Source organism: Vibrio scophthalmi LMG 19158 (assembly GCF_000222585.1).
Lineage (GTDB): Bacteria > Pseudomonadota > Gammaproteobacteria > Enterobacterales > Vibrionaceae > Vibrio > Vibrio scophthalmi.
On the sequence record NZ_AFWE01000112.1, the window covers coordinates 24,202 to 50,556 of the forward strand.

Genomic DNA, 26,355 nt, shown 5'->3' on the forward strand with positions numbered 1-26,355 from the left:
AAAACAGAATAAGAGGAACCCCATGCTTAAACAGCCCCATATTGGCGTCGATGCAACGCAAGTTGCTCCTTTGGTTATTGTCTGTGGTGAACCTGACCGCGCCAATCGTATTGCCTCACTCTTTGACGAGGCACAAATGGTATCGGAGAATCGTGAGTACCGTTTATTTAGTGGGCAATACCAGGGTGTTCCAGTGTCGGTATGCAGTACCGGTATTGGTGCGCCTTCAATGATTATTGCGGTAGAAGAACTGAAACAGTGCGGAGTGACCCATATCGTACGTGTGGGTTCGGCAGGGGCAATGCAAGAAGGAATTCAACTCGGCGAATTGATTATTGCCGAAGGGGCTGTCCGTGATGAAGGGGGATCAAAAGCCTATGTTGAGGCCGCATACCCGGCTTACGCAAGTTTTTCACTATTAAAAGCGTTAGATGACTATCTAGCCGTTCAATCAACCCAGTGTCATTTTGGCGTAGTGCGTTCTCATGACAGTTTTTATACCGATGAAGAAGAATCCATTTGCCAGTATTGGAACAAGAAAGGCATTCTCGGCGCAGATATGGAAACCTCAGCTCTATTTGCGGTTGGGCGCTTACGTGGAATCAAGGTGGCCTCAGTGCTCAACAATGTGGTGTTGTATCAGCAAGATGTTAAAGAAGGGGTCGATCAATACGTGAATGAGGCTGAAAGTATGATGCAAGGTGAGAAACTTGCCTCACTCGCCGCGTTAGAAGCATTGATTGCACAGTCGTAAAGGCTGATGTCACATACCACCAGAGTATATGACAACGGATAATAGAGCTGGCAATTAGTCTCCTTATGTGACACCTCACTATCACATGCACGACAAAGTGGCAGCCTTTGTCGTGCATGTGATGGCCCCGCGTTCTGTACAACGTTTACGTGAAGAGAAAGACGATTATTTATTATCAAACAACCCGTGGCCTGAATTGAGCAGCATCGAAACCAATCGGTCATTATCTAGCGGTTCTCCAGACATGACGCTGGCTAATATTTCACTGCCAAATAGTAACGGCGACAAGACCACATCTGCTTTGACTTGCTTCACCTTGTTCATATTTTTCGCATCATTGACCGCTAATACCGTTTTCGCTTCTGGGTAGAGATCGCGTGCTGATAACACAATAAACGCGTTATCGGCATCGTCATCAGTCAGGGCGAGTAAGGCGCGACAATGTTCTATTCCTGCTGACTGTAAGACGGTGTTATCAGTACAATCACCGGACATGATATCCAACTTACGGCTGGCGCGTTGTTGAATTTTAGGGAAATTTTCCTCTGCTTCACTGGTCAGAATCATTACGTTAAGCCCACGGTCGAGAAGCTGGTTTGCCGTGGCGATAGCCAGTACAGATGTTCCGCAAACAATATAGTGATCTTTTCTATTCATTTTCTCTTGATTACCTTTAACTAATCGATTCAAGCCCCCTCTGATTAAAGGGCCGAAGACGGTGGTGACGGAAGTGGCAAAGACAGTAATGCCCGCAATAATCACCGATACCGTGAATAAACGAGCAGGTTCACTGATCGGGACAATGTCGCCATAACCGACGGTTGTCATCGTCACAATCGAGAAGTAAAACGAGGTGGTTAAATCCGTGATAGCTGGGTGAAAATCCTGACCAAAGTAGAGTGCGCCGTAGGTGGAATAAAACAGCAGGACGGTAAAACTGATAAACGCGAAGATCCCACCAGCGGTGGCACTGGAATGATGGAAGTCTTTTCCCAGTAGCAATAAGCTGATTAAGGTGACGATGCCAAGGGTGAGGCTATGGGTTAGTTCCGGGAAGAAGTGCCACGTAAATACGAGTGAGATTGATAGCAGTACGATACTGACGGCCCAAGCAATGCGGGCTCGAAATAACAAGCCAAACGCATTGATCATTAAGAAAATGCCAAGCAAGAACCAAGGACCATTAGCAATGTTAGCCCAATTTATCGAGGCAAAGCTCTTAACTTGAAATAGCCCGATAAGGTTAAGTGATGAGCCCCATACGCTGGCAAGAATTAATAACCCGTTAATGAAGACCGCAAATGCGACCAAAACATGACGTAATTTTCGCCAAAATTCGCCCCATTTTTTCCAGAGTAGAGAAGGAATGTTCAAGGCAATGACCACCAATAAATGATTACGAAACCAGACTATAGCGCCATGACGGCGATAGCATAGCTGCTAGTATATAAGAGAGAGCGACGTTGTCTTAATTGTAATACACAATAACAAGTTACGAACAGGCAATCTCGATTAAGCTCTGTTTAGATATTAGCTAAGGATCAAAATGCCGATAATCACACGACTGAAAAACCGAGTATCAAACAGTATCGACGATCAAGTAGAAACGTGTTGGATAGATGTCGATCTATCAAAACCAGAAGATCAAGAGTGGCTTATTTCACAGAGTCAGCTCTCGGAAGAGTTGGTGGCATTTTTGCAGCGAGAGAACTTCGTCAATCATCGCAATCTCCATGATGGCAGTGTGTTAATCGCACTGAAAGTCAGTGGTGAAAAGCCAACCATCAATCCTATCGGTTTGGTGGATTTAAAAATATTCATTGATGCTCATCGGATTATTACGATTCGCTATCATCCTGTTATAGCGATAGATAAAACCTACGCATACTTGGAAAGTGCATGCTCAGGTGAGAAGGCTGCCCCCCATCATGACGCTTCTTCATCGGTAGAAAGAGAGAAGCAATATGATGCCAAAGTGATGGATGTATTTTGTCATATCATCAATAACTTGATAGATCATATTGAAAAGGTCACCTTTACCATCTCGGACCAAATTGCCGTACTTGAAGATCAATATTTTGATACCGGTGAAGCGTTTGATTCGAGTTTATTACTCAAACTACGGGGAGATATCTGCAAAACGAGGCGGATACTCACGGTATTACGCAACACCTTATTCATTCGAATTGAAGATCCTAGTTTACTCATCGACAGTGAAGATAAAAGTGCATTGGTGAGAGCTTCCAGCCATGTCACGTTGCATTTGAATAATCTGGACGACTTACTATCGCGTATCGATATGCTGCAAAACCTCGATAACACCAAACTCTCTGAAGCGATGTCTCAGTCGAGCTTTAGCTTGACGATTGTTGCGACGGTATTTCTGCCACTCACTTTTGTGTCTGGTTTATTGGGAATGAATGTGGGTGGGATCCCGGATACCCATAACCCATGGGGATTTTGGGCAATCACTGCGGGTATGCTGTTATTGGCAATTACCTTATGGATCACGCTGTATCGCCGTTTGAAAACGATCCGGTTTAGGCGCTAACAGTTTCCCTTACCATTTTAGATTAAGTCATTGATTTTTGTTGCATATTGATTCAAACGTCAGCATTATTCTGTTTCACATTACATCATTGCGTTGATTTATAGACGTGATGGTTTCGTTCGTTAAAGGATATTCAGGCTGATTATGAGTTGTTTTGCCATATTAGAAAAATCAGATATTCAAATTGCCGTAAAACTCAATAAAGTAGATGCTGAAAGTGAGCTAGAGGCTCTTCGGCTGGAGGGATACAAGGTAATTGTGGAACAAGTGGATGCTGAGGATTCCAGTGATGCTTTGCTAAAGGCTAAGCAGCTACAGCAAACGACAGCCACGGCGAAGATGGATTACCAGTCAAAATACAAAACAGGCCTAGTGGTCGGAAAAATTATCGGCGTGATTGGTTGGCTGATGGTGATTGTCGGCTTGGAAAATATGCTGGCAGGTTCGGTTCAATCGATGGATCAGTATATCTGGAGCTATGGAATCATGTTTAGTGCCATGTTGCCGGGCTTTGGTATCTTCCTTTCGGGTCTATTCTCTGTTGCGGCAAGTCAAGTGATCAAGGCGACCGTCGATAACGCCGATAATACGCATCGAATTTATCTGCACCTTAAAGGTGAGTAGTGTCTCCTTTAATGGCACTTATCGTAAAAATACCAATGAGAAAATAGGAAAACCGCAGTGATAGGTGCAAGGCTTTCACAAGTCCCAGGTGTACTCTGGATGGTATTGGTGATGTGTATTATCGGCGTCGCTGGGCCTCTTTATTTACTTAATCAGTTTAATGCTTCTTTTGAGTGGCCGACAACCAAAGGGATGGTGGTGGATACTTGGTTAGAACGCTACTACAGTACCAGTAGCGATCACGTGTATTACAACGTCGGTGTTGAATATGTGTATACCGTTGACGATGAGATCTATCACAAGAAAGACAAGAACGATGTCACAGGGATTATTCCCGACTATTCGCTCGAAGAAGCAGAAGCCCTCGCCGCTGAGTTCCCTCAAGGGGAGATGGTTGATGTCTATTACAACCCAGAACGCCATAGCTCTGCAGTCTTAAAACCGACAAAAAATTTGATTATGTTGATTTTCCCTGCGGTATTCGGTTCTGTCTTGCTCGTCGTCTTGTATGTGATGTACCGACTGATGCGTGTCAAACCCCAAGAGTTTTGGGACGAGTGAACAATGCGAAGTTCGATTTGGACAAGCTTGTAATGACGGTTAGATTTGAATGCGATCAAGCGCGGTTAGAAAGCAGAATTAAGCACAGTACCAAAGCGGCATATTTGATGCTGCTTTCCTGCGGACTTATTTACTATTTTGAACCGGCATGGTTAGCGGCTATTCATCCGTGGTTTGGCCCGCTGATATTTGGCTCGCTATTTTTGGCATTAAGCACGATTGAAAAACAGTCACGTGGCGATTTAGATTGTCATCGTGGTGAAGTCATTTCAATTAATAAGAATAGGCTTAAATTTCATCAAGCTTCATCGGGTTATACATTCGAGAAAAGCTTGGATGACATAGAGAGTGCGACTCTTAGTCAATGGTTCGGTGTTCCGCGTATCAAGGTACGTTTCTCGGATAATCAATTTTATCAGTTTAAGTGGTTTAAAGATTCTTCTGAGTTGTATCAGCTTTTAAAGCGTCAAGATGAGTGGCTGAAAAAGGGTTAAGAGCTATTCTAATTTGAGTTATACAACGATACGGCTGCGATGGCAGCCGTAGTCGTTTGTGCTTTGCTCAGAAGTTACTATCAAGTTAAGCGTTAAATACTCTCGTTCTGATAAATCGTTTTGCCATCTTTAATGGTTTCCAACACTCGAACGTCTTTGATTTCTCGTGGTACAACCTCAAGTGGGTTGCGATCAAGGATCACTAAATCCGCTCGTTTACCCACTTCAATAGTGCCTTTCTCCTGCTCTTCAAAATTTTGATAAGCGGCGATCTTGGTGATTGACTCCAGTGCCTGATAAGCGGAAATTCGATGATGTTCGCCAAGCGTGTCACCGCTGCGAGTTACACGATTTACAGCAGACCACATGTTGGTCATCATATCTGGAAACAACACTGGCGCGTCCATGTGGATAGTGAAGGGCAGTTCTACCGAATTCGCCCAACCCATTGGTGAGATGTTTGAGGCACGCCATGGGCCTAATACCGAATCACGATGGTAATCGCCCCAAAAATAAGTATGAGCAGGGAAGAAAGATGGGATCATATCATTCTGCTTCATGCGCTTTACTTGATCTAAGCGTGTGGTTTGCGCGTGAATGACCACAGTACGGCGGTCCTCTTTACCATATTTACTGTCGGCTTTTTCGATCGCATTGAGCAAAATGTCGGCAGACGCGTCACCGTTACTGTGGCTGAGGATCTGTGCGTTCGTCTGATAAGCGATATCAACCCATTGGTTCATTTCTTTTTGAGTTAATACCGGATAACCATGATAGTCGTATGCATGGCTGTGTGGTGGCTCATAATACGGTGAAGAAAGGTAGGCCGTTTTACCTTGTGGTGAACCATCGCCGACTAATTTAACGCCTGCCAGAGTAAAACCGTTGATGGTCGCTTTCATAGGCAGTATTTCGATCGCCGCTGCAAGATCAACCCACTTTGCGTATGCCAGCATATCTATTTTAAGTAACTCATTTTCAGCCATGTTTTTCATGATCTTAATGGTAGATAGAGTCGCTAGGCCTTCTTGCGCGGTGGTGACGCCATAGCTGGCAAACATATCTTGAACTTTGCTAAATTTACGAATTGCGTCCTCTTCGGTGATAGCAGGTAGATGGCCAAGAATAGGGTAAATAGCGGATTCTTCTAGTACTCCTGTCATCTCACCATTCGCATCACGACGAATCACCCCTCCATTTGGATTTGGCGTGTCATCGTTAAAGCCGATAAACGCTAAACCATTGCTGTTGCAACTGGCTAAATGACCTGAAATATGTACCGCGCAGAAATTGTAGCCTTGGGTGAAGGCATCCAGCTCTTGTTTGGTCGGGTGGCGCTTTTCAGCCAGTTCGGCATCGTCATAGCCAAACGCGACATGCATGATGCTGTCATCCAGTTCAGGTTGAGCGAAGTAGCGCTGCATGGTCTGCTTAATATCATCAATGGAATTTACGCTCCCCATCGGTGTAGGGTACAAAAACTCGCTCTCAATCAGAGGGATGTATTGTGCAAAGTGGCCATGAGCATCAATAAACCCGGGTGTGACTGTTTTACCATGGAGATCGCGTATTTGAGTGGTATCTGTCTGGTATTTGAGAACATCGGCATTACTGCCAATCGCGTGTATTTTGCCATCTTTTATCGCGATGGCTTCTACTCGATGTTGCTCTTCGCTGACGGTGATAATATCGCCATTGGTGAGAATAAGATCGGGACTTGCAACGGCAAAACTCGAAGCAATTACAAGTGCGATCGGCGTGAAATGGAGTTTGTAATTATTGTTCGTCATCATCTTATCTCCCATGGAGCCAGTACTGATATTGTTTGAAGTTAGCTCTATTTTTACTGAAGGTTTCTTTACAAGAAAGCCGAGTTTGATAGGGTAATCCGTTCAAATTAGGTGACCAGTTACATCGTGGAGTGAAGATGCATACCTTAGAACAGCTAAATGCTTTTATTGCCGTTTACGAGCAAGGGTCGTACAGCGCCGCTGCAAAATTATTAGGAAAATCCCGCACCACGGTGAGAGAACATGTTATTGCCTATGAAGATACGCTTGGTTACGCGCTGTTTACCATTGATGGGCGTAAAGCGTTACCCAATGATAAAGCTCGCCAGCTCTATTTTCATGCTAAGGTCGTCGAGAAGCAAAATAGAGAGTTACACTGTTATAGTCAGGCTCTGTTTGAGTGTGAGGTGCACACGATTAATATCGTTCATGATGTGATTGTGCCGCTTACCTTAATGATCGAGATCGAACACAAAATCAAAGCGAGCTATTCGCAATTAGCGGTGAATTGGCTGCATCGAACGCGCCCTGAAGCGCTTGCAATGCTGCAAGATGGCCGAGCCGATCTCGCTTTAATGCCAGACAGAGGCATGCTATTCCCAGAAGCAGAAGTGACATGGGTGACGTTAGGCTCACTGCATATGAAGTGCTATGCTGGAAAAGACTCACCACTGCATGATGCTAAAGCACTCGATGGTGGTTTTGCCACTATTCATCACTTACAAAACCAAACCCAATATATTACCGAGAACTTCCTCAGTATGGATGTCGCCTTTGCTAAGGTATCGCCTAAGTTGCAGGTGGTTAGTAATAACGATCTGTTGTGCGAGTTGATTAAGCACGACGGTTGGGCAGCAATGCCTGAGGAATACATGCATGGTTATGTCGAGTCGGGCCAGCTGGTGGAAGTGAAGTTGAAAGAGATGCGTGATAGCCGATTAATTTCATTGAATGTGTTTTTCCCGATAGGTAAAGATGAGCAAGCGGTATATTCCGACACCATCGCTTGGATAGTGGAAATAGCTCGTAGTTCGCTTAAGTAGCGATCGAACGGGTTGAGGAAATAGGGCGACGTTTATGCCGTTTGTAACGCAGTTATCAGTCAAAAAACTCATCGTATCGAGTAAAAATTTTAATTAACAAACTCGATCGTCTCGATCAATCAATTCGATCGATAAATAATCCCATTAGAACGATAAAAAACTTTTGTCATTGTGATTGGTTATAATTATCGCTTGATATTCAATTGTACGTATAATCTCCTATTCTTTGCTGGCATTAAGCATAGTTCTATCAATTGGAAGATAGTGCGACAATCATTAGATGGATTCTAAGTATGGATTAATGATGTAGAAAGCAGTTTTACTTGGAATGGTAGTAATGAATAGAACGATGAAAGCCATATTCATAATATTGATTTTTATATTAACTGAATTTTTGGTGGTGGAATTCAGTAAAATCAACAATGAAAAAGAATCAAACCGGATCATTAGTGAACTAAATAAAACGATGAAGTCGTTCTTTAGTGACGCATTAATTACCTCTGAAGTATTAAAAGAAATGGTTGTACTTTCAGATGATAATTACCTTTCTTTTGCCGAGTTCAATAAATTGAGTCAAACGTTACTATCGACTTACAGTCATGTCGATTCTTTACTGTACCTGCCAAATGGTGTCGTGGAGTTGGTGTATCCTTATGAGGAAAACAAACGAGCGATTGGCCATAATGTGTTGAAAGATAAGAGTAGAAAGTTAGGTGCGATGGAATCAATTTCAGGAAGCACTAACACAATTATTGGGCCAGTAACGTTAGTTCAAAATGACAATCGAGCATTCATTTTACGTAAAGGAATTTCTGATGAAGGTAAATTTATTGGTTTTTCTTCATCGGTTATCTATTTGGAATCAATTTTAAATTCTCTCGATAATATATTGAAGAGCAATCATGTATGTAACTACAAAGTTATTGGTTATGATCCTGATAATGCAAATTACTATGATAAAACGGTTATTGAAAAGGGTGTTGTAAATTCTCAAGTTCACAAGGGGGTTATCACTCTATTTAATACTACTTGGCAAATATCGATATCACCAGATGATGCAGGTTTGTTGCCTAGGTTTGTTGTTTTTTTTGATATTATTGTTGGTGGTTTTGTTAATTACATCACCGATTAAATACTTTAATCAGTATCGCCGCTCGGAAGAGGCTCGTTACAACTTCCAAAAAGAGGCTCATACGGACTTTCTTACTAACTTACTCAATCGACGAGGCTTAGAAACCCGCTTTGAGTCCTTAAAAAAAGAGAATGTTTCAGGGGCTGTTGCGATTTTTGACATCGATTTTTTTAAGAACATTAATGACTCTTATGGCCACGAAGTCGGTGATATTGTGTTAGTCCAGTTCTCCAAGCTTTGCGCGGCAAATATGAATGCTCAGTTTACGCTTTCTCGAACTGGGGGGGAGGAGTTCGTCATGTTGATGCCCGACTTCAATCCAAACCAAGCCAAGCAATACTGTGAACAGCTTCGCGAAGCGGTCGCTAAAGCGCCATTTTTTATCAAACATTTACATATCAATGTCACTGTGAGTATCGGCATTGCCTGCTTTAGTGCGGTTGATAGCATGGAAACGGCATTGAGTGATGCTGATGATGCCCTTTATGACACAAAACGAACTGGCCGAAATCGCGTTTGCCTGAAAGGTTAAACCTATCAGCTAAGGCTATAGCATTTATCACGAGGCAATGAGTAGCATCACACTATCTGATGTGTCGTTTATACCGAGAATACAATCGACTGAGCGTCATTTATTGCAGATAGTAGATCGATTGCTGGTCGGCATCGCTCTCCTTAGACGTTATACTGTTTAACGTTGGTTTTTGTCTCGGCTATTCAATAGGAAAAGTTCGATATATTGCCATGAGAATGCCAAATTTCCCCAAAACGAATAGAGCGGAGCCAAGACATTGAGCGATAAACTCACCGTTGTCATTATCGAAGATGAGCCAGCGATTGCTGACAACCTTATTCATGTTTTAGAAATGGATGGTTACCAAACCCAGTGGTTTGCGACTGCGGGTGAAGGTTTGGCTTTTCTGCAAGCGAACATTGCTGATTTGTTGGTGTTGGATGTCGGCTTACCCGATGGTAATGGTTTTGAACTGTGCAAAACGATTCGTGATTTCTCCGCTATTCCGATCATCTTCTTAACCGCTCGAAACGATGAAATTGATCGGGTGGTAGGGCTGGAAATTGGCGCGGATGATTATGTTACTAAGCCGTTCAGCCCACGTGAAATGGTCGCACGGGTGAAATTACGCATTAAAGCGCGTCAAGCAACAAGCCAAATTCAATCGGCACCCGCGCCAATAACGAGTGATCAAATCGCCAAGCAAGAATCACAGATTTCTATGATTGATACTTTGCAGGCGCAAAGCTTTGATTACTGTATCAATGGTCAACCCCTTGGCCTGACAGCGGTCGAATTTAAAATCCTTGATAAGTTAATCACGGTCAGTGGCAATGTGCTCAGTCGTGAACAGTTGATGGTCGCTGCAGATATGGCAGTCGAAGCGGTATATGAGCGTAATATAGATACCCACATCAAGGCAATTCGCAACAAACTTAAACCCTTTGGTTTTGCTGAACGTATCGGCACGAAACGTGGTTTTGGTTACTTCTATTTAGCGCAGGGCGAGCTATGATCCGCTGGCCGAAAATCCCGCTAGGACTGAGACTTTTCTCCCTCTACTTCATCTTGGTGGGTATGACGGCTTATATGGTCAGCACCACGGTGATCCGAGAACTGAAGCCGACGGTGCGCCAAACAACCGAAGAAACCTTGGTTGATATGGCAAATTTGCTTGCTGTGTTGGCAGAAGAGGACGTCGCCAATGGGCAGTTTTCAGAAAGCCGCTTTGCCAAATTACTCGCAGCGTATGGTCAAAGAGAACCACAAGCGCGTTATTGGGAATTAGGTAAAAAAGCCATCAATCACCGTATTTACATCACCGATAAGCAAGGCATTGTGATTGCCGATTCTTGGCAACAAGATGTCGGTAAAGACTATTCGCAATGGAATGATGTTTACTTAACCTTGCGTGGCCAATATGGCGCGCGCAGTACCACTGAAAACCCCAGTGATCCTTCTTCAACGGTCATGCATGTGGCTGCGCCTATTTACCATGATGATAAAATCATCGGCAGTGTCACGGTGGCCAAAGCGAATCGTTCCGTTCAGCCATTTATCGATCTTTCCAAACGCAATGTACTGTATTGGATGGTGTTGATGAGCGGTTTGGTTCTCGCGGCAGGCGCCTTATTCTCATGGCGTATTCATTCTGCACTGAATCAGTTAGAAAACTATGCAAAAAAAATGGGCCAAGGCGAAAAGGTCGTGAAACCCACCTTCCGCGTTTTCTATGAATACGGCACCTTAAGTGATGCGTTGGAAAATATGCGTGGCCAGTTGGATGGTAAACAATATGTGGAGGAGTACGTGCAAACGCTGACGCACGAACTAAAGAGCCCGCTCTCGGCAATCAAAGGCGCGAGTGAGATCTTACAGATGCCACTTCCACCAGAAAAAATCACCCGTTTTGCTCACAACATAGAGCGTGAAAGTGACCGCATGCAATCGCTGATTGATAAGTTGCTAGAGCTTGCTCGATTGGAAAAGCGACCACAGTTGGAAGTGCATGAGCCAATTGATCTTGGCTCGGTGATCAATGACATCGTACAAGCGTCTGATGCTCGGTTAGTCGCTAAGTCAGTGCAGAGTACTATTGATATCGCCCAACCGATTCAGATCTCGGGTGATGCCTTCTTGTTTAAACAAGCGTTGTTTAACCTGATGGATAACGCGCTGGATTTTGTCGAGCAAGGCGGAGACATTCAATGGCAGGCGATGGAGAAAAATGGATTTGTCGTGCTGTCGATCTACAACTGTGGGCCACATATTCCCGATTATGCACAGGCGCGTCTCACAGAACGCTTCTATTCGTTACCGCGTTCAAATGGGGTAAAAAGTACCGGATTAGGGCTTAATTTCGTCGAACAAGTGATGAAGTTACACCACGCGAGTTTGAGCATTGAAAATGTCTCGCAAGGGGTCAAAGTGACGCTGAAACTCCCGACGGTGTAATCACCTACACATAAGTTGGTGATTTATTGACCGCCAACTCCATCAAATCTCCACATTAGCTCCATTCAGTCTCCAAATTGGTGTTTTACCATCTAAACATCAATTTAGGAGAGTGCTTCGTGGGAAAAATAACCAAAAATCATATAGTTACGAAATTTGCATTTGTGCTTTTTTTGTTCATTCTGTTACAAATACCTGTCTCTATGGTCAGTAATCTGATCTCGGAACGCGCCGATCGCCAACAAGATGTTAGGCAGGAAATTGCGCGTAGTAGCAGTGGCGAACAGCGTATCATCGGCCCGTTTATTCACGTTAATTATACCGAGATGGATACCCACGAAGGCAAAGCTTATTTGAGTGAACGTGAAGCCTTTCTGTTGCCAGAAACGTTTGATATGAATGCCAATCTTGACAGTTTCGCTAAGTATCGTGGGATCTATCAAGCGCGTTTGTACAAGGCTAACACTCAACTTAAAGGTCAGTTTGATTTGCGTCCACTGCGAAATCTGCATAGCAGTAATGTTAAATCGATCAGCTTAGTGGTGGGTATTCGTGATAGCCGTGGACTGCTGAAACTTGATGAAATGACCATCGGTGGCCAATCTATTTCGGTTATTCCGGGCACGGATGTCGCTCAATTCACCCAAGGATTCCATACTCCGCTCAATTTTGATCAGTTAGATATTGCTCAGCCGTTAGCGTTTGATCTCAACTTTTTACTGCAAGGTATGGGACAACTGCAAGTCACGCCAATTGGTAAGACCACCACAGTTGAGCTTTCATCGGAGTGGCCACATCCGAGTTTTACCGGTGATTACTTGCCAATTTCATCGGATATTTCTGATGCTGGCTTTACGGCGCAATGGGCGAGTAACAATTTCTCTTCCAATATTACTCAATTGTTCCAGCGCTGCATGGCGGATTCTTCGGCGTGCTACGAGCTTGAACGCCGCCAAATGGGTGTGGATTTGATTGATCCGGTTGATCACTATTTAAAGTCTCATCGCGCAGTAAACTACTCGCTGCTGGTGATTACACTTGTCTTCGCCAGCTTCTTCCTACTGGAACTGTTCCAAGCGCGTATGATGCACCCGATCCAGTATGGTTTTGTCGGCCTTGCGTTAGCACTGTTTTACTTGTTGCTGATATCGTTAAGTGAGCACACCGGATTTAATTGGGCGTATGTGATTTCAGCACTCGCTTCCACCGGATTGTTGAGTATTTATGTTGGCGGGATGTTGAAAAACAGTCAGCATGGCGTGGTGTTTGGTGTCAGTTTACTACTGCTCTATGGCTTGTTGTTTGGCCTGTTACTAGCGGAAAGTTACGCTCTATTGATGGGTACGCTGTTGTGCTTTGCGATCCTTAGCTTAGTGATGGTGCTGACGCGCAATGTCGATTGGTATGAGCGTAGCCAGAGAATGCGCCCTTCAGGCCATGATGATATTAAGAATGATGACACGCCAGTTAGGAGTGAGCCAAAGGGTCTATATCAAAACCAAGATGAGAATGAATCCGATGCTAGTTAACCCCGAGAGTCGAGCTCAATTGGCAACGAAACCGATTGGTAATGATAGGGCAGGGCTGTTTACCTACCTGCGTTTTTCTGCGCGCTATGCGGTGATTAGCCTTTGTTGGCTGGTGGTACTGGTTAACATTGCTTTGTTTGTTGATGATAAGTTTATCCGGCCAACGCTGGGGGACGTATTGGTGGTGGTGTGGCTTTACTACACGATTCGTTGTGTGGTTGGTTTTCCTGCGCGTTTGATAGTAGTGATGACGGTTGTTATTGCCTATATGGTGGAATTAGCTCAGTACTTGAAAATCCCCGCGTTATTGGGTTTAGAGCCTGGCTCACCGCTGAGCATTATCTTGGGTGCGACGTTTGATTGGTGGGACCTCGCCGCCTATTTAGTCGGGGGAATGGTGTGCTGGTGGATGGTGAAAATGGAGGTCAGACATGGATAATCCTACGCTTCGTACCAGTGCTCAAAGCCAAATTTTCTATAGGAAAAGAGTACGAGAGAGTTTGCTTGAGAAAGTCATTCGTTGGGCGGAAAAGAAAAACAGCGCATAGCCAATATTGCTTTGATCAGAAAGAAAAAACGGTGTTGTATCATCAACACCGTTTACCTTGTACCTTGAAATCTTCTATTGGGTTACCCCTGGCTTCTTGGCGCTATCGATAATTCTCGAAGCAATGGAAAGGCTTGCGATACCTGCTCTGAGGTAACCACAAAGCCAACTAGATTAGCGTTTTCATCCTTTGCTCTGGCAGTGATGCCACTAGAGGTAAATTGCACATCCCAACTCGCAACCTGTTCGAAGTTACCCGCTAATTGGAGCGGGTAGCTTGGCGTTTTCACCTTCACCATCATTGCTGGTAAGGTGAGTTGCGCTTCTTGACCTAACAAGTGCTTGGCTAACACGTTAGCGCTTAATACGATCGGTTGCAGATAGGGCATCATGCGGCCTTGGATCTCAGCACAATCGCCCAGTGCATAGACACCTTGCTGCGAGCTTTGCAACTGCGCATCAACACAAATGCCTTTATTAACCTCAATGCCTGCTTCTTTCGCCAGTTGCGTATTAGCTCGTAACCCCGCCGCACAGATCACGGCATCAACATTAAGTTGTTGTCTATTACCTAAGGTGACGTACAGGCCATCATCACCGTTGATATTGGAATGTATGGCTTCAACTGCAGTGCCAAGGGTGAGCTCAATCCCTTGCTTACGCAGTTGCTGCTCTAATGGCAAAGCCACAAATTCGGGAACCAGACTGGCGAGTAGGCGATCATTTGGCTCCACCACGTTAACTGCTTTACAGCTGCTGGCGAGATCCATGGCGATCTCAACGCCAATCAAACCGCCACCAATCACCAATATACGTTTAGCAAGATGCAGTTGGGTTTCAGCCGCTTGGTACTCTTGCAGCGAATTGAGAGTGAGCAGCTGATTAACGGCATCACCGAGCATCGGTGGTATAAACGCTGATGCGCCAGTGGCAAAGACAAGCTTGCTGTACGAGTAGCCGATACCATCGACAAACAGTTGTTGAGTTTGGTTATTGATGCGTTCAATTGCGCTATTGGCGTGCAGAACAACATTATGCTCCTGTGCAAATTGCTCACCACTTTTTATGACTAAGTCGCTGGCGGTTTGTTGCTTACTAAATACATGGCTGAGATCGGGCTTGTTGTACTCAGCGCCATCGTCAGCGGTAAACAGGCTAATCGCAACCGGTGGCTCGCCTGTTTGTAGCTCAAGGCGACGAATTGCTTTTACCAATTGGTAAGCGGCAAAGCCGCTACCAATAATTGTAATCGGTGCTGTCATTTTTCTTACCACTCTTACGCTGTGCATTCAGTGCTTTTATATTCGTCACTCTTATATTTGACATGGCGGTGTTCAACAAATACATCCTTGCCGAGATGACATTCAGGGCATAAGAAGTAGTCTGGTACGTCTTGCCATGCGGTGTTAGGCTCTACGCCTTGATTTGGTTCACCTTGGGCAGGATCATAAACCCAATTACACACGGTGCAGATCATGCATTGGCAATCGGCTGGGTGCGAAGCGTGCTCCTCTGCTAGAGCGGGTTGTTCGCTATTCACTGCTTGCTCAATCACCATTGGTGAAGCGGCAGGCGTTGGCGCGATAGAGTTGAATGTACCAGCAACATTAAAACTGCTACTTTTCACCCATAGTTTGGCGATGTTCTGCCCATGTTCGCGACATTCACGCATTGCCTTACCATCTGGTCGCCATTTGGTTTTCAAGCTAATCGCTGTTTCAAATCCGGCATCGGTTAAACGTGCGTGAATGCGATCGACCGCGCCGCCGTTCCAGCCATAGCTACCAAAGGCCGCGGCCTTTTTGCCTTTAAAGCGCAGGCCGGTGATCTCTTCCAACATACCGGCTACTTTTGGCATCATGACGTTGTTCATGGTGGAAGATCCGACCAAGATGCCTTTAGAGCGGAACACGTTAGCCAGAATGTCGTTCTTATCGTGTTTGGAGACATTGAATACTTTCACCGCCACCGCTGGATCGACATCGTGGATACCTTGCGCAATGGCATCAGCCATCATGCGAGTATTATTTGACATCGAATCGTAGAAAATGGTGATGCGATCTTCTTGGTATTCGTCAGCCCATTCTAAGTATTGCTCGATGATTTGAATTGGGTTATCACGCCATACAATGCCGTGCGAGGTTGCAATCATGTCGACGGGTACATTGAAGCTTAATACTTCTTTGATTTTTGCCGTTACCAAACTGCTAAACGGGGTAAGGATGTTTGAGTAGTAACGTAGACACTGTTCCATTAACTCATTTTGATCCACTTCGTCGTTAAACAAGCGCTCGTCACAGTAGTGCTGCCCAAAGGCGTCATTACTAAATAGCACCGCATCGCCAGTGATGTAGGTCATCATGCTGTCTGGCCAATGCAGCATTGGCGCTTCGATGAAGATCAGTTGCTTACCATTACCAATATCGATACTGTCGCCGGTTTTAATGGTCTTAAAATGCCACTCTGGGTGGTGGTGATGACCGATAATTGAATCAATCGCCGCTTCGGTACAGTAGATCGGCGTGTTGGGAATTTTCTCCATCAACGCAGAAAGTGCGCCTGAGTGATCTTCTTCGGCATGGTTGATGACGATAAAATCGATCTGTTTAAGGTCGATCTCCATTTCTAAATTTTGGATGAACTGCTGGCTAAAACGATGGTCGACAGTATCAATCAAAACGGTTTTTTCTTCGCGGATCAGGTAGCTGTTATAACTGGTACCTTTAGTCATTTTATATTCCGTACCATGGAAGTCTTGAACTTCCCAATCGCGTTGACCTACCCAATGAATGTTGTTTTTAACATGAATTGTCATGATGACTACCTTACAAAATAACGAAATAAATAAACTCACTGATTAAGTCATTGCATTGAGTGTGCCCGTTTTTATATGTGTTATTTATCAATTGCTTATGTGTTGGTGGTGATTTTTGAGTGTCATTTTGACAGTCTTGCATTTTGTCATTTAGACACTATGATTGTCTAAATGACACCGCTATGAACGAGTCGGCGTGTTCTTCTTGTTCGTTCGCAAAAGGCAGATTTGTTATGACTTCAACCAGCGCCCAATGGCTGCACATTACCCAAGATCTTAATTCAGCACTGACTCAGCAAGCGCGCTTTGACACGCTGCTGACCACTATTCGTGAGGTATTAAATTGCGATTCGTCAGCATTGTTATTGTTTGAAGATCAGCACTTTAAACCACTGGCAATTAATGGTTTGGCAAAGGAAGTGTTAGGACGTCGATTCTCAATTGAACAGCACCCGCGTTTAGAGGCGATCGCGCGTGCTGGGGATGTGGTACGTTTTCCTGCCGATAGTGGATTGCCCGATCCGTATGATGGGTTGATCCCTAACTTTGAAGACAAACTACATGTTCATTCCTGTATTGGCTTACCGTTATTGATTGATGATCGCTTGATTGGCGCGATCACCATTGATGCTTTTGATCCCAATCAATTTGATCGTTTGAAGAATCAAGAGTTGCGATTTATTAGTGCGCTGGCTGCAGGTGGCCTACATACTGCACTGCTCCTTGAGCAGCTTGAAACACAAGCGAGCCTACCGCGAGAATCGATTCGAGAAGCTCGCACGCTAGGTAATGAAATCATCGGTCACTCGGCTGGTATGAAAGCGTTGCAAGAACAGATCGATGCGGTGGCGGATACTGAATTATCAGTATTAATCCTGGGCGAGACAGGGGTAGGTAAGGAGCTGGTCGCCAATGCGATTCATCACCGTTCAGATCGTTCGAGCCAAACCTTAGTGTATTTGAACTGTGCCGCGCTGCCTGAATCAGTGGCTGAGAGCGAACTGTTTGGTCACATCAAAGGCGCGTTTACTGGTGCGATTAGTAACCGAAAAGGTAAGTTCGAGCTTGCCGATGGCGGTACGCTGTTTTTGGATGAGGTCGGTGAGCTGTCGCTTGAGCTGCAAGCTAAGTTATTGCGTGCTCTTCAGTATGGCGACATTCAACGGGTCGGTGATGACCGCCATATTCGCGTAAACACTCGTATCGTCGCCGCGACCAACCGCATTTTGCATGACGAGGTGAAAGCAGGGCGTTTCCGCGCGGATTTGTATCATCGTTTGAGTGTCTTTCCACTGCACGTGCCACCACTGCGTGAACGTGAAGACGATGTCTTGCTGCTAGCGGGTTTCTTTGCTGAGCAGATGCGCGGAAAGCTGGGGTTGAACAGTATTCGCCTTGCGTCAACGTTAGTACAAGCACTGAAAGAGTATGCATGGCCGGGGAATGTGCGTGAGTTGGAGCATGTGATCAAACGTGCTGGTGTACTGGCGAAAGCAAGAACGCAATCCGCGGATATTGAACTGGTTTTGCAAGACTTCGATATTCAAACATTAGCATCATCCGCAGATAATCTGAGTGGTTATGCACCACAACGCGAGAGTCAACAAGCGGACGACAGCCAAAGAATGATGCAAACACTTGCTGAACAGGGAGGCTTAAAACAAGCCACCGATGTGTTCCAAAAACGAGTCATCTTACAAGCATTGGAACAACACCAAGGTAATTGGGCTGCTACCGCTAGGCAGCTTGAGCTTGATAACGGCAACTTGCACCGCTTAGCCAAACGCTTGGGGATTAAGTAAGTCGTCGCAACGGAAAGCGGCTTTGCTGTTAAAGAGACACTTCAGGCTTAATTAACCCGCCTGCGTCAACTGATTCAATATGCGTAAATGCGCGCAATGGCCATATTGCTGATATTGCGCGATGCTGCTCCAAGCGAGCTTGATGACATGAGTATCTGAACTTTGGCGGATTGTTTCCAAGTCTAATTGCTCTAGTGGCGTGTCACTATTAGCCGTTTCAGCCGTATCAGTGCGGAAGGTCAGTCTTTCAACGGAAAGCACAGCGCATAAGGCGGCCGACCAATAAAACTGCAATGCTTGCTGCGGCTTTTTGCAGTAGGGCAAGATAAGCTGCATTGCATGGCAACTTGTCACTGCGTGCAACACGGTAAAGTCTCGGGTGCTAAGGTAGAGTTCTGCAAACTGTTGGCTTAATTGTGACAGCGTTGCTTGTTGTGGAAATTGATTGATGGCGATAAAACGCTCATCTTGAATCACAGCCCGCATACGCTGAGTAATGGAAGTGGCAGCAACCGAAAAGTCGGCAAACTCATCCAAGGCATTATCGATGATATCAGAAGCGCTGAGATCACTGCGACTCGGAGGTGTAATGGCTAGAAAATGTGCAGCCATGTGCGCTAAACCAAAGGCAACTTCAGTGTAGTTCTCTTCTTGTAACCCATAGCTTAACCGAATTATGGCATGAAAGGCTGACGATCCACATCCTTGGATTAAGGTATCGATATGCTCGCTGGTGACTGCTGAAATGCCTTGTGTAGAAATTTGCATTTTAAAGTAGGCCAAGTAGTCATCAAATCTCTCTTGATTGCCAAGATGCTCACGCCATTCAAATGCTCCAATTATTTCGTGCTCTTTGAGTGGTAATAAGCCGTCATGATAATCGGTATAAAAAGAGTCTAATTGAGCGTTGCTGGCGCCAAGTTTGCTTAAAGCAATCAAGGCCATTGGCAAGTGATTAGTGTTACCTGATGCGCCAGTTTCGATGCCGAATTTCTGCGCTTGTTCGAGGCGTTTTGCTAGCATTTATTGTCCTTAATTTTTTGTTATCTGTCCTGATTAAATACATGTTAAAACCTCAAGTTAAGTTTGGGTCAACCATTAAATTGTTAACTTTGAATTGGCTCGTATTTGAAATGCGCCCGACTTACTAGGTTATTTGGTTGCTAGCACTGTTTACTTAATTTAGCTTGTCGCCTAACAGCAACACCTCATGGCTTGGGCTAAGAACGAAACAGGATTTGAATAGAGTATGAAGAAGAGAGCGATCGTTGTTTCGTTGACGATGTTAGGGTTATTGACGGGCTGTGCGGCTGCGACAGGAGGCGTTGATCAATCAATACGAGAGGCGAGGAGTACATTGAAAGACTACGCTTTGGCGTCTTGCCTTATTGCGATTGATCCGCAGAATCCGTTAGCGCGAGATCTCGCAGGTATGAAACGTGCGCACTCTTTCATGGGTAAAGGTAAATACCGGATTGTTCAAGATCAGCATACATTTGAAACGCTCAGTGACCCCTATGCAGAAGCCGCGAACTTTATGATTCAGCAATCTGAACGCTTGATTGGTGTAATGAAAAATGGTCAGCGTTCAAAAAGTTATGGTTGTTTACAGGTATACCATTCTCAAGCCTTTGAAGAGCTTATTGCAGAGCAAGATCGATTTATGTACTTAACTGAAATGAAATAGTCTGTTACGCAGCTAATTATCTTGGTCCTTTTGTTGTCTCACTATTGGGAGGTACGTTGCATCTATTTCGTTAGCTTGGTGATTGACGGGTATTGGTCACAATCTCGGTGAGTGAGACTTTTTTGCAGATGATATATTTTATCATCTCGCTATATTGTGCAAAATTCACCCATAAAAGGTAACAGTGAGAATGGCTGCTTTAGGAAAAATTACCGTCATTAGTCTTTGTGTTTTGTCACTTAGTGCATGTACATCAGGCGATCAATCGCGAATTTTAAAAGATATTACCGATAGCGCGATTGACTCGGTTATGGGCAGCGGAACAAGTAGTAGTACGACAAATAGCCAAGTTACGGACACGCGCAGTACGAAGAGTGGCAAAGAAAACTTTTATATTACTAAAGCGACGGTTCATGAGCCCGATTTTGGTGATGTTTCTATTACCACGGCAAAAAATCCCAGTGGTCTAACGGAAGCTGCGTTTGGCAATATTGTACATAAAGACAGTAACGGTAAGTTAGCAGCGAAAATCTACTTGTACCCAGTTTCTAGTGAAGGTTTTATTGTCAGCGATCCAGTCTATTTGTTTCGTGGTATAACTGTCCTTAATAGTGGTAAATATTACCTTAAATCAGAATCAAATCAGCATAAATTGATTGCAACTGGGTTTGTCGATATTCAAAAAGGGGTGACGAATAAGATCAATCTTGGGCTCGAGTAAGACTGCTATTTCACTAAGGTAAAGTACAACCACTAAAGTTATCGTAAAAGTAGCGTTAGTGGTTGTTAAGCTATTTTTTAACGCTCAGTTAGCGTTACTTTCCATTTGATTCCTTTCTAACCTCAGAAACCCTATGTAGATGACTTACTTGTTCAACTGCTCTTTTGCCGCTTCTACTTTTGCAAAGTCTAAGCCTAGTTCAAGTACTGCTTCTTTAATCAAGGCTGGGTTCTGCATCACTTGGCCCATTAATAATTGCAGTTTGTCTTGTGGCAAACCCAGTTGGCTGATGGTTGCCATTGCCGCGAGCGGGTTTTGAGTCAGTGTTTGAAAAATCTCACCGATTTGTTGATCGCTAATATTGTTCTCTTTCAACAATGCAATAATTGGGTTCATTACCTTTCCTATTTACACCAAATAAATTCAAACTGCAGTTTAACACTTGCCGAGAAGCGAGTGTACTGTGAATGCGTTTCTAGAGGGGCGAAAGTCGCGTGGAAAGGTGATGAGTTGATGAGTCAGTCAAAAGCGCCCGACTCATCGGCAATAAGGTAGATTAACGGCCTGCTTGTTGGTGATGCTGAGTGAGCTGTTTGAATAGCATATCTTTGAGCTCGACGCGCTGTAGTTTCAATGTTTGCATATTTTGGTCATCGATCGGGCTGCCTGAGATTTCTAATTGACGAATATCGTAGTCTAATACGTGATATTGCTGCAGGTCGGCTTTGAATGTGGGGTTGTCGTGGTTGAGTTGGACGATGTCCATTTTAAGCTCAGGAAAATCTAAGATAAAAGCATGGTTTTCATTTAGCATCGGCATTCTCTTTTCTGTCTGATTTCCCTTGAGTATAGAAGTAATCACAGCAGAGAACTGTGGCATAAAACCCAAAGTGTTGAACTGTTTAATGAAGTTACTTGGAGCTGATAAGGTGATTATCTCTCCCACACACGCGGCTCTTTTATGCCTCCCGCTTGATCTATGACTTGATACTAGCCACGCTTAGTTATCTATTTGTCATTAGAGGGGGCGTGCTTATCATGAAAGAACATTACGTAACGCTATTGCGTGAAAATCGATTCTTAACGGCTTTGGTCTCCGCTATTGGTGCCACACTCTGTATTTGGACACTCGCTGCAGTTGATAGCCGCATTGATACGCCCTACGTTTTAATTGCTCCTTTTGGTGCAACGATGGTGCTGATATTTGGGGTACATCGAAGCCCCCTCGCTCAACCGAAAAATGTCATCTTCGGTCACCTTATAACGGCATTTGTGGGCCTGATGTTTATCAACTTTTTGCCAGTTAATTCCCTGACGCTGGGGCTCGCGGTTGGCGTTGGTTTGTTCTTAATGTTGCTTTGCAATGTTACTCATCCCCCTGCAGGCGGAAACCCACTTCTCATTATGCTCACAGGCCATACAAGCTGGACATTTCTATTGCACCCAATTCTTATTGGGACGGTAGCGATTGTCGCACTAGCAATGCTTTACCATCGGTTTATCCCAGGGCATATCTATCCGTTTTCAGAAAAGGATTGAGCTTGATTGACGTTACTGGCTTTTTCAGCCACTAAAACACATTGCTGTTAGTGGCTGGTATTGAGTTTCACTAAGTGGAGGGGGTGAAAAATTATGGAATGTCGAACTGAACCACTCGTCCCTGCTGATATTCAAACGTTGTTTTCACGCCGTTTTTAGTCCAGAGCAGTTCTTCGCCATCTAATATGCCGTGATTAAAATGGCTGACTGATTGCGGCTGACCATCTTCATACCATGTTTCTTGTTTGCCTTGTTTTAAACCTGCTTGATATTCAGTACTGTGCATTAGGTTGCCGTTCTTATACCAATACTGCTCTTTACCTTGTTTTACGCCATCTTGATAGGTGATGACACTTTGTGGCTGACCATTGTCGTACCAATACCGTTCTTCGCCTTGTAGCTTTCCTTTTACATAGAAAGCATCGACAGCCATCGTGCCATTTTCGTACCAAACTTGGTAGGCGCCATCGTATTGACCATTGTTAAATCCAGCACGCTGCTGTTTGTGGCCGTTATCGTAATACCACCAATGTTCACCTTGTTGTTTATCGTGGTTAAAATCGCCGCGGTAAGTGAGCTCTTGGCTATCGCTCCAGCTCTGCATTAAGCCATGACGCATACCTTGCTTCATGTTCATCTCTGCTTGTTTATTACCGAAGGTATCCCAAAAAGTTGATAAACCTTCCTCTTTGCCATTAACGTAAAAACGTTCCCAAGCTTTGCTATTTTTTACGTTCGGATAAAAAGAAACGGCGCGACCATCGAGTATATCGTTGCTAAACGTGCGCAATATTTGCAGGCTTCCATCGTAGGCCCAATATTTCGCTTGCCCATTTTTTTGGCCATTAAGGTAGGAGACTTCACTGAGTTTTTGCTTACTCAACTCGCTACTGTCTTTATCGTAATAATATTGAATGTCGGTGCCAGAATAAGGCGTAGATGACCCAACTTCGTGTGCTAATAGGGGAGTGCCTTTAAATTCCAGTTGAGCACTGTAGGCACTTAAAGGAAGAAGGCATCCGGCTAATAGAATTCGAGTCGCCCATTGAGGCAATTTGGCGGATTGAAAGATCGGTTGTGTTGTCATTATTAATTACCCATCTCTTGTTCTGATTCTGAATATAGCGTGCCATCGTCAAGCCAGGTGCGGCGATTCCCCACTTGCTCGCCATTTTTATAAGAAGTAGCAAGCTTTAACTGGCCATTGCTATACCACTGTTTTTCCTCTCCATGTTGAACAAAACCGTAATCATCACTGCTCATACGAAACGTGACGTTACTTTTGATTTGGCCATTCTTGTACCACTGATTTTCAATGAAAAGGTCGTCTTTATCGCCCTGAATCACTTGATATTTTTGTTGCCCATTGTCATACCATTCATTTTGAAATGGCGTTTGGCTACCCAGCTCGAAGTCGGTTCGGCTCGCGATCTTGCCGTTGCTAAACCATTGTAATTGCCAGCCATCAAAGCGGCGTTCAACTTGATAGCTTTCAGCAGTACGTTGATTGGTATTAGGCTGTATATCAATTTGTTTGCCGGTTTCGGTGGCGTAGAAACGATTCAAGTTCCCCTGCGGACTAAAGAGGTGGAATAAACCATAGGTGATTCCATCTCGATAACTGCGTTCAGCGATCAGCGTGCCGTCCTTAAACTCTTGGGCCATCCCTCGACGTTCGTCATTGTGATAGAAACCGCGTAGATCGAGTATTGATTCATTGTTGTCATTTAACAGATAAACAAGACTTAGACCTTCAAGGTCGCCCGTCGTCTCAAAATATTCTTGTTTGAGCGTGCCATTGGGAAAGTACTTACGTGTTAATCCTTGCTCTTCACGATTGAGGTATTTTTCCTCGGTTTCCAAGTAAGGTTTTTTGTTTTCTACTCGATAGCTAATGAACTCACCACTTCGGTTACCATTAACGTAACGTGTTTTCATCGCGGTTGCGCCATTTTCCCATCGAAGGCTCTCGCCACTCTGTCGCCCAAATTGATAGTCAGTACGATAACTTGGTTGGTAGCTCGGGTTGCCATCGGCATCTTTATTTCTGGAATTCAGTGTCCAAGTTTGCGTTGTGCCGTGCTCTTCACCATTAAGCCAGTGGTGTTGTTCTTTTAGGCGCCCATCTTCAAACCAGAGGTAACTCGGGCCATGTTTTTTACCGTTTAGGAAGTATTCTTCGCGTTCTAGTTGCCCGTTTTCAAACCAGAAATAACGCGCGCCGTGTAAATGCCCATTTACATAGTGAGCTTCAGCATCTTTGTTGCCATTGTCAAAATGGGCGGTCGCTATCCCGCTATAAGGTTGATTGGTCGCCTTAACGAGAGCAATGGATTCTCTTCCTTGTCGTTTAAATTTCAGGTCAGAAAAAGGAACGGCATAGGCCGTTACAGAAGAGATTAAACTCGTTAAAAGAATAAGCTGAGATAAGGGTCTCATAACATGCTTCCTTGATTACATACATTAGGGCTACGTTGACAAATAGTCGCCTTCAGCCCTAGATCGGAGTCGTGATTTTCTATCATCAATTGAACCCAAGGGTAGGCTTCTGCATCGAGTTCTTGTGGGGCACGAACGTAAGTTGCCACGAGTAAATGCAGCGCTTTTGGTTCAAGTTTCGCTATCGGTTTAAAGTACTCACGTGCTTTTTGTTGATCTTTTTCGACCAGTAGGCCTGCACTGTACATGTAGCCCAAATTTTGCGCGGCGCACGTTGCTTGTTTTGCGTGCGCTTTTTCTAATAGCGCCAAACCTTTCGCACCATTTTCTGCATTCTCTTTACGCGCTCGTATCAAGTTAATGCCGACATAACACATAGCTTCTGCGCTACCTTGCTTAACCCCGAGCGCCATGGCTTTGTCTGCTTTCGCCCAGCGCTCGTCGCCCTCGGTGTGTTGAACGTAATACTCACCTAATAAGTAGCTCGCCTCACCATCGCCCATTTTGGATGCCTGTTTGAGCAACTTAGCGGCGTCATCATAATTTTTGGTATTCAGTAGATTTTGGGCCTTAGCCACTAAGCGCTGAGATTGACTCAGTGAGGTAAGATCTTGTTCTGGTGCTGTCTCGGGGCAATGATTCATGACTCGCGTAATCATTTCAGCAAAGCCATACATTGGGAGGCGGCTTTCAAAATCAAGGGTATCAGGCCTTAGTTGATACTCAGCCTCGATGTTTACTCGAACGGTTTTTGCCTGTTTTAGCGCGGTGATAAACGAGGCGGTTGGCTGGAAAAATAGCTGGCGGTAGCCGATGTCAGGCGAGTAAAGGTGTTTGTTTTCGGCAATCTCTGGCTGGTAGAAATAACGAGACCCGTTATCGAGCGTGAATAAAAACTTTGCGTCGATATCAAAGAAGTCATAAAAATCCATCGCAGAATCAGTGACGCCCATCTTGATTTTATTGTTATCACAAAAGGCGTAAAAACCGTCAGCAACCCACCAATCAAACTCGGGTTCACCACGATAAGTCGCACCTTGGATTTGTTGTTTACCATCATCAACTTCTGTCACGTTTGAGGCGAAATAGACAGGGCTATCAGGTATATAACCATGAGTCACCACGCCATTCAATTCGACAGCAGTACGTTTTTCATCAACCGTATTGAAAGATCTCTCCAGTGGTTTGGCTGTCGTGGTGTAAGAGCTAAAAATAGCCATTAAAGATAATAAAAAGAGAGGTTTGGTTTTCAAATGAAGCTCCAATAAAAAGGGAGACTATGCTTAATGGCAATTGATAAAGATTACTTGCCTAAGTTCAAACTCAGACTAAGAGAGTTGTCTCTCCGCTGAACATTGA

General features: G+C 44.5%; 26 protein-coding genes. 16 read left to right on the top strand and 10 right to left on the bottom strand.

What is annotated here, in order from left to right:
- Positions 1-22: 22 nt before the first annotated feature.
- Positions 23-754, top strand: a complete 732-nt coding sequence (locus tag RH88_RS09220; RefSeq protein WP_005595249.1) for a nucleoside phosphorylase — start codon at positions 23-25, stop codon at positions 752-754.
- A 165-nt stretch (positions 755-919) separates the two neighbouring features.
- Here RH88_RS09220 and kch read toward each other — a convergent pair whose 3' ends face one another.
- The gene (gene kch / locus RH88_RS09225) at positions 920-2,128 is read right to left on the bottom strand and encodes a voltage-gated potassium channel protein (RefSeq protein ID WP_005595250.1); all 1,209 of its coding nucleotides are present in this window, start codon (positions 2,126-2,128) and stop codon (positions 920-922) included.
- Between the two features lie 172 nt (positions 2,129-2,300).
- Between kch and RH88_RS09230 the strand changes: the two genes are divergently transcribed.
- The 4 genes from RH88_RS09230 to RH88_RS09245 all read left to right on the top strand — a co-directional run bounded on the left by RH88_RS09230 (position 2,301) and on the right by RH88_RS09245 (position 4,984).
- The gene (locus tag RH88_RS09230) at positions 2,301-3,305 is read left to right on the top strand and encodes a CorA family divalent cation transporter (RefSeq protein ID WP_005595252.1); all 1,005 of its coding nucleotides are present in this window, start codon (positions 2,301-2,303) and stop codon (positions 3,303-3,305) included.
- 144 nt (positions 3,306-3,449) lie between these two features.
- Positions 3,450-3,929 carry a hypothetical protein gene (locus RH88_RS09235; RefSeq protein WP_005595254.1) on the top strand — a complete coding sequence of 160 codons (480 nt, stop codon included), beginning with the start codon at positions 3,450-3,452 and terminating at the stop codon, positions 3,927-3,929.
- Between the two features lie 57 nt (positions 3,930-3,986).
- Positions 3,987-4,490, top strand: a complete 504-nt coding sequence (locus RH88_RS09240) for a DUF3592 domain-containing protein (RefSeq protein ID WP_040757909.1) — start codon at positions 3,987-3,989, stop codon at positions 4,488-4,490.
- Positions 4,487-4,984 carry a hypothetical protein gene (locus RH88_RS09245; RefSeq protein WP_005595257.1) on the top strand — a complete coding sequence of 166 codons (498 nt, stop codon included), beginning with the start codon at positions 4,487-4,489 and terminating at the stop codon, positions 4,982-4,984. The genes RH88_RS09240 and RH88_RS09245 overlap by 4 nt, the downstream gene beginning before the upstream one ends.
- A gap of 92 nt (positions 4,985-5,076) precedes the next feature.
- Here RH88_RS09245 and RH88_RS09250 read toward each other — a convergent pair whose 3' ends face one another.
- A complete protein-coding gene (locus tag RH88_RS09250; RefSeq protein ID WP_005595259.1) occupies positions 5,077-6,774 on the bottom strand; it encodes an amidohydrolase in 1,698 nt (565 codons plus the stop codon).
- A gap of 137 nt (positions 6,775-6,911) precedes the next feature.
- Here RH88_RS09250 and RH88_RS09255 point away from each other — a divergent pair, with 137 nt between their 5' ends.
- The 7 genes from RH88_RS09255 to RH88_RS09280 all read left to right on the top strand — a co-directional run bounded on the left by RH88_RS09255 (position 6,912) and on the right by RH88_RS09280 (position 13,885).
- Entirely contained in the window at positions 6,912-7,817 is a 906-nt protein-coding gene (locus RH88_RS09255) for a LysR family transcriptional regulator (RefSeq protein ID WP_005595260.1), read from the top strand.
- Positions 7,818-8,154: 337 nt separating this feature from the next.
- Positions 8,155-8,949 (top strand): CHASE domain-containing protein, encoded by a 795-nt coding sequence (locus RH88_RS23860; protein ID WP_241212173.1) that lies wholly within the window; start codon positions 8,155-8,157, stop codon positions 8,947-8,949.
- Positions 8,927-9,481, top strand: coding sequence for a GGDEF domain-containing protein (locus RH88_RS23865; RefSeq protein WP_241212174.1), 555 nt, complete (start codon positions 8,927-8,929; stop codon positions 9,479-9,481). The genes RH88_RS23860 and RH88_RS23865 overlap by 23 nt, the downstream gene beginning before the upstream one ends.
- Positions 9,482-9,740: 259 nt before the next feature.
- A complete protein-coding gene (locus tag RH88_RS09265; RefSeq protein WP_005595264.1) occupies positions 9,741-10,478 on the top strand; it encodes a response regulator in 738 nt (245 codons plus the stop codon).
- Positions 10,475-11,917: a two-component system sensor histidine kinase CreC gene (gene creC / locus RH88_RS09270; protein ID WP_005595265.1), complete on the top strand. Its 1,443-nt coding sequence runs from the start codon at positions 10,475-10,477 to the stop codon at positions 11,915-11,917. The genes RH88_RS09265 and creC overlap by 4 nt, the downstream gene beginning before the upstream one ends.
- Positions 11,918-12,036: 119 nt before the next feature.
- Positions 12,037-13,446, top strand: coding sequence for a cell envelope integrity protein CreD (gene creD, locus RH88_RS09275; RefSeq protein WP_005595266.1), 1,410 nt, complete (start codon positions 12,037-12,039; stop codon positions 13,444-13,446).
- A complete protein-coding gene (locus RH88_RS09280; RefSeq protein ID WP_005595267.1) occupies positions 13,436-13,885 on the top strand; it encodes a ribosomal maturation YjgA family protein in 450 nt (149 codons plus the stop codon). Before creD ends, RH88_RS09280 begins: the two co-directional genes overlap by 11 nt.
- A gap of 191 nt (positions 13,886-14,076) precedes the next feature.
- Here the strand turns inward: RH88_RS09280 and norW are convergent, their stop codons facing one another.
- Positions 14,077-15,255 (bottom strand): NADH:flavorubredoxin reductase NorW, encoded by a 1,179-nt coding sequence (gene norW, locus RH88_RS09285; protein ID WP_005595271.1) that lies wholly within the window; start codon positions 15,253-15,255, stop codon positions 14,077-14,079.
- 14 nt (positions 15,256-15,269) lie between these two features.
- A complete protein-coding gene (gene norV / locus RH88_RS09290) occupies positions 15,270-16,808 on the bottom strand; it encodes an anaerobic nitric oxide reductase flavorubredoxin (protein ID WP_005595272.1) in 1,539 nt (512 codons plus the stop codon).
- A gap of 233 nt (positions 16,809-17,041) precedes the next feature.
- Between norV and norR the strand changes: the two genes are divergently transcribed.
- Positions 17,042-18,610 carry a nitric oxide reductase transcriptional regulator NorR gene (gene norR / locus RH88_RS09295; protein ID WP_005595273.1) on the top strand — a complete coding sequence of 523 codons (1,569 nt, stop codon included), beginning with the start codon at positions 17,042-17,044 and terminating at the stop codon, positions 18,608-18,610.
- Between the two features lie 51 nt (positions 18,611-18,661).
- On the opposite strand, the gene RH88_RS09300 is transcribed toward norR, so the two are convergent.
- Positions 18,662-19,633, bottom strand: a complete 972-nt coding sequence (locus RH88_RS09300; protein ID WP_005595275.1) for a questin oxidase family protein — start codon at positions 19,631-19,633, stop codon at positions 18,662-18,664.
- A 226-nt stretch (positions 19,634-19,859) separates the two neighbouring features.
- On the opposite strand from RH88_RS09300, the gene RH88_RS09305 reads away from it, so the two are divergent.
- A complete protein-coding gene (locus RH88_RS09305; RefSeq protein ID WP_241212175.1) occupies positions 19,860-20,297 on the top strand; it encodes a hypothetical protein in 438 nt (145 codons plus the stop codon).
- Positions 20,298-20,487: 190 nt separating this feature from the next.
- Positions 20,488-21,018 (top strand): hypothetical protein, encoded by a 531-nt coding sequence (locus tag RH88_RS09310; RefSeq protein WP_005595277.1) that lies wholly within the window; start codon positions 20,488-20,490, stop codon positions 21,016-21,018.
- A gap of 144 nt (positions 21,019-21,162) precedes the next feature.
- Here RH88_RS09310 and RH88_RS09315 read toward each other — a convergent pair whose 3' ends face one another.
- Both RH88_RS09315 and RH88_RS09320 read right to left on the bottom strand, forming a co-directional pair.
- Entirely contained in the window at positions 21,163-21,414 is a 252-nt protein-coding gene (locus RH88_RS09315; RefSeq protein ID WP_005595278.1) for a DUF2999 family protein, read from the bottom strand.
- 160 nt (positions 21,415-21,574) lie between these two features.
- A complete protein-coding gene (locus RH88_RS09320) occupies positions 21,575-21,832 on the bottom strand; it encodes an HP1242/YdcH family protein (RefSeq protein ID WP_005595280.1) in 258 nt (85 codons plus the stop codon).
- Between the two features lie 224 nt (positions 21,833-22,056).
- On the opposite strand from RH88_RS09320, the gene RH88_RS09325 reads away from it, so the two are divergent.
- Complete coding sequence (locus tag RH88_RS09325) at positions 22,057-22,557, top strand: HPP family protein (protein ID WP_005595282.1); 501 nt, start codon at positions 22,057-22,059, stop codon at positions 22,555-22,557.
- A 91-nt stretch (positions 22,558-22,648) separates the two neighbouring features.
- On the opposite strand, the gene RH88_RS09330 is transcribed toward RH88_RS09325, so the two are convergent.
- From RH88_RS09330 to RH88_RS09340, 3 genes are read right to left on the bottom strand one after another with little or no spacing between them, the layout of a single operon-like run.
- Positions 22,649-23,644: a toxin-antitoxin system YwqK family antitoxin gene (locus RH88_RS09330; protein WP_005595283.1), complete on the bottom strand. Its 996-nt coding sequence runs from the start codon at positions 23,642-23,644 to the stop codon at positions 22,649-22,651.
- A gap of 2 nt (positions 23,645-23,646) precedes the next feature.
- Positions 23,647-24,996, bottom strand: coding sequence for a toxin-antitoxin system YwqK family antitoxin (locus tag RH88_RS09335; protein ID WP_005595285.1), 1,350 nt, complete (start codon positions 24,994-24,996; stop codon positions 23,647-23,649).
- The gene (locus tag RH88_RS09340; protein WP_005595286.1) at positions 24,993-26,249 is read right to left on the bottom strand and encodes a tetratricopeptide repeat protein; all 1,257 of its coding nucleotides are present in this window, start codon (positions 26,247-26,249) and stop codon (positions 24,993-24,995) included. Before RH88_RS09340 ends, RH88_RS09335 begins: the two co-directional genes overlap by 4 nt.
- Positions 26,250-26,355: the final 106 nt, after the last annotated feature.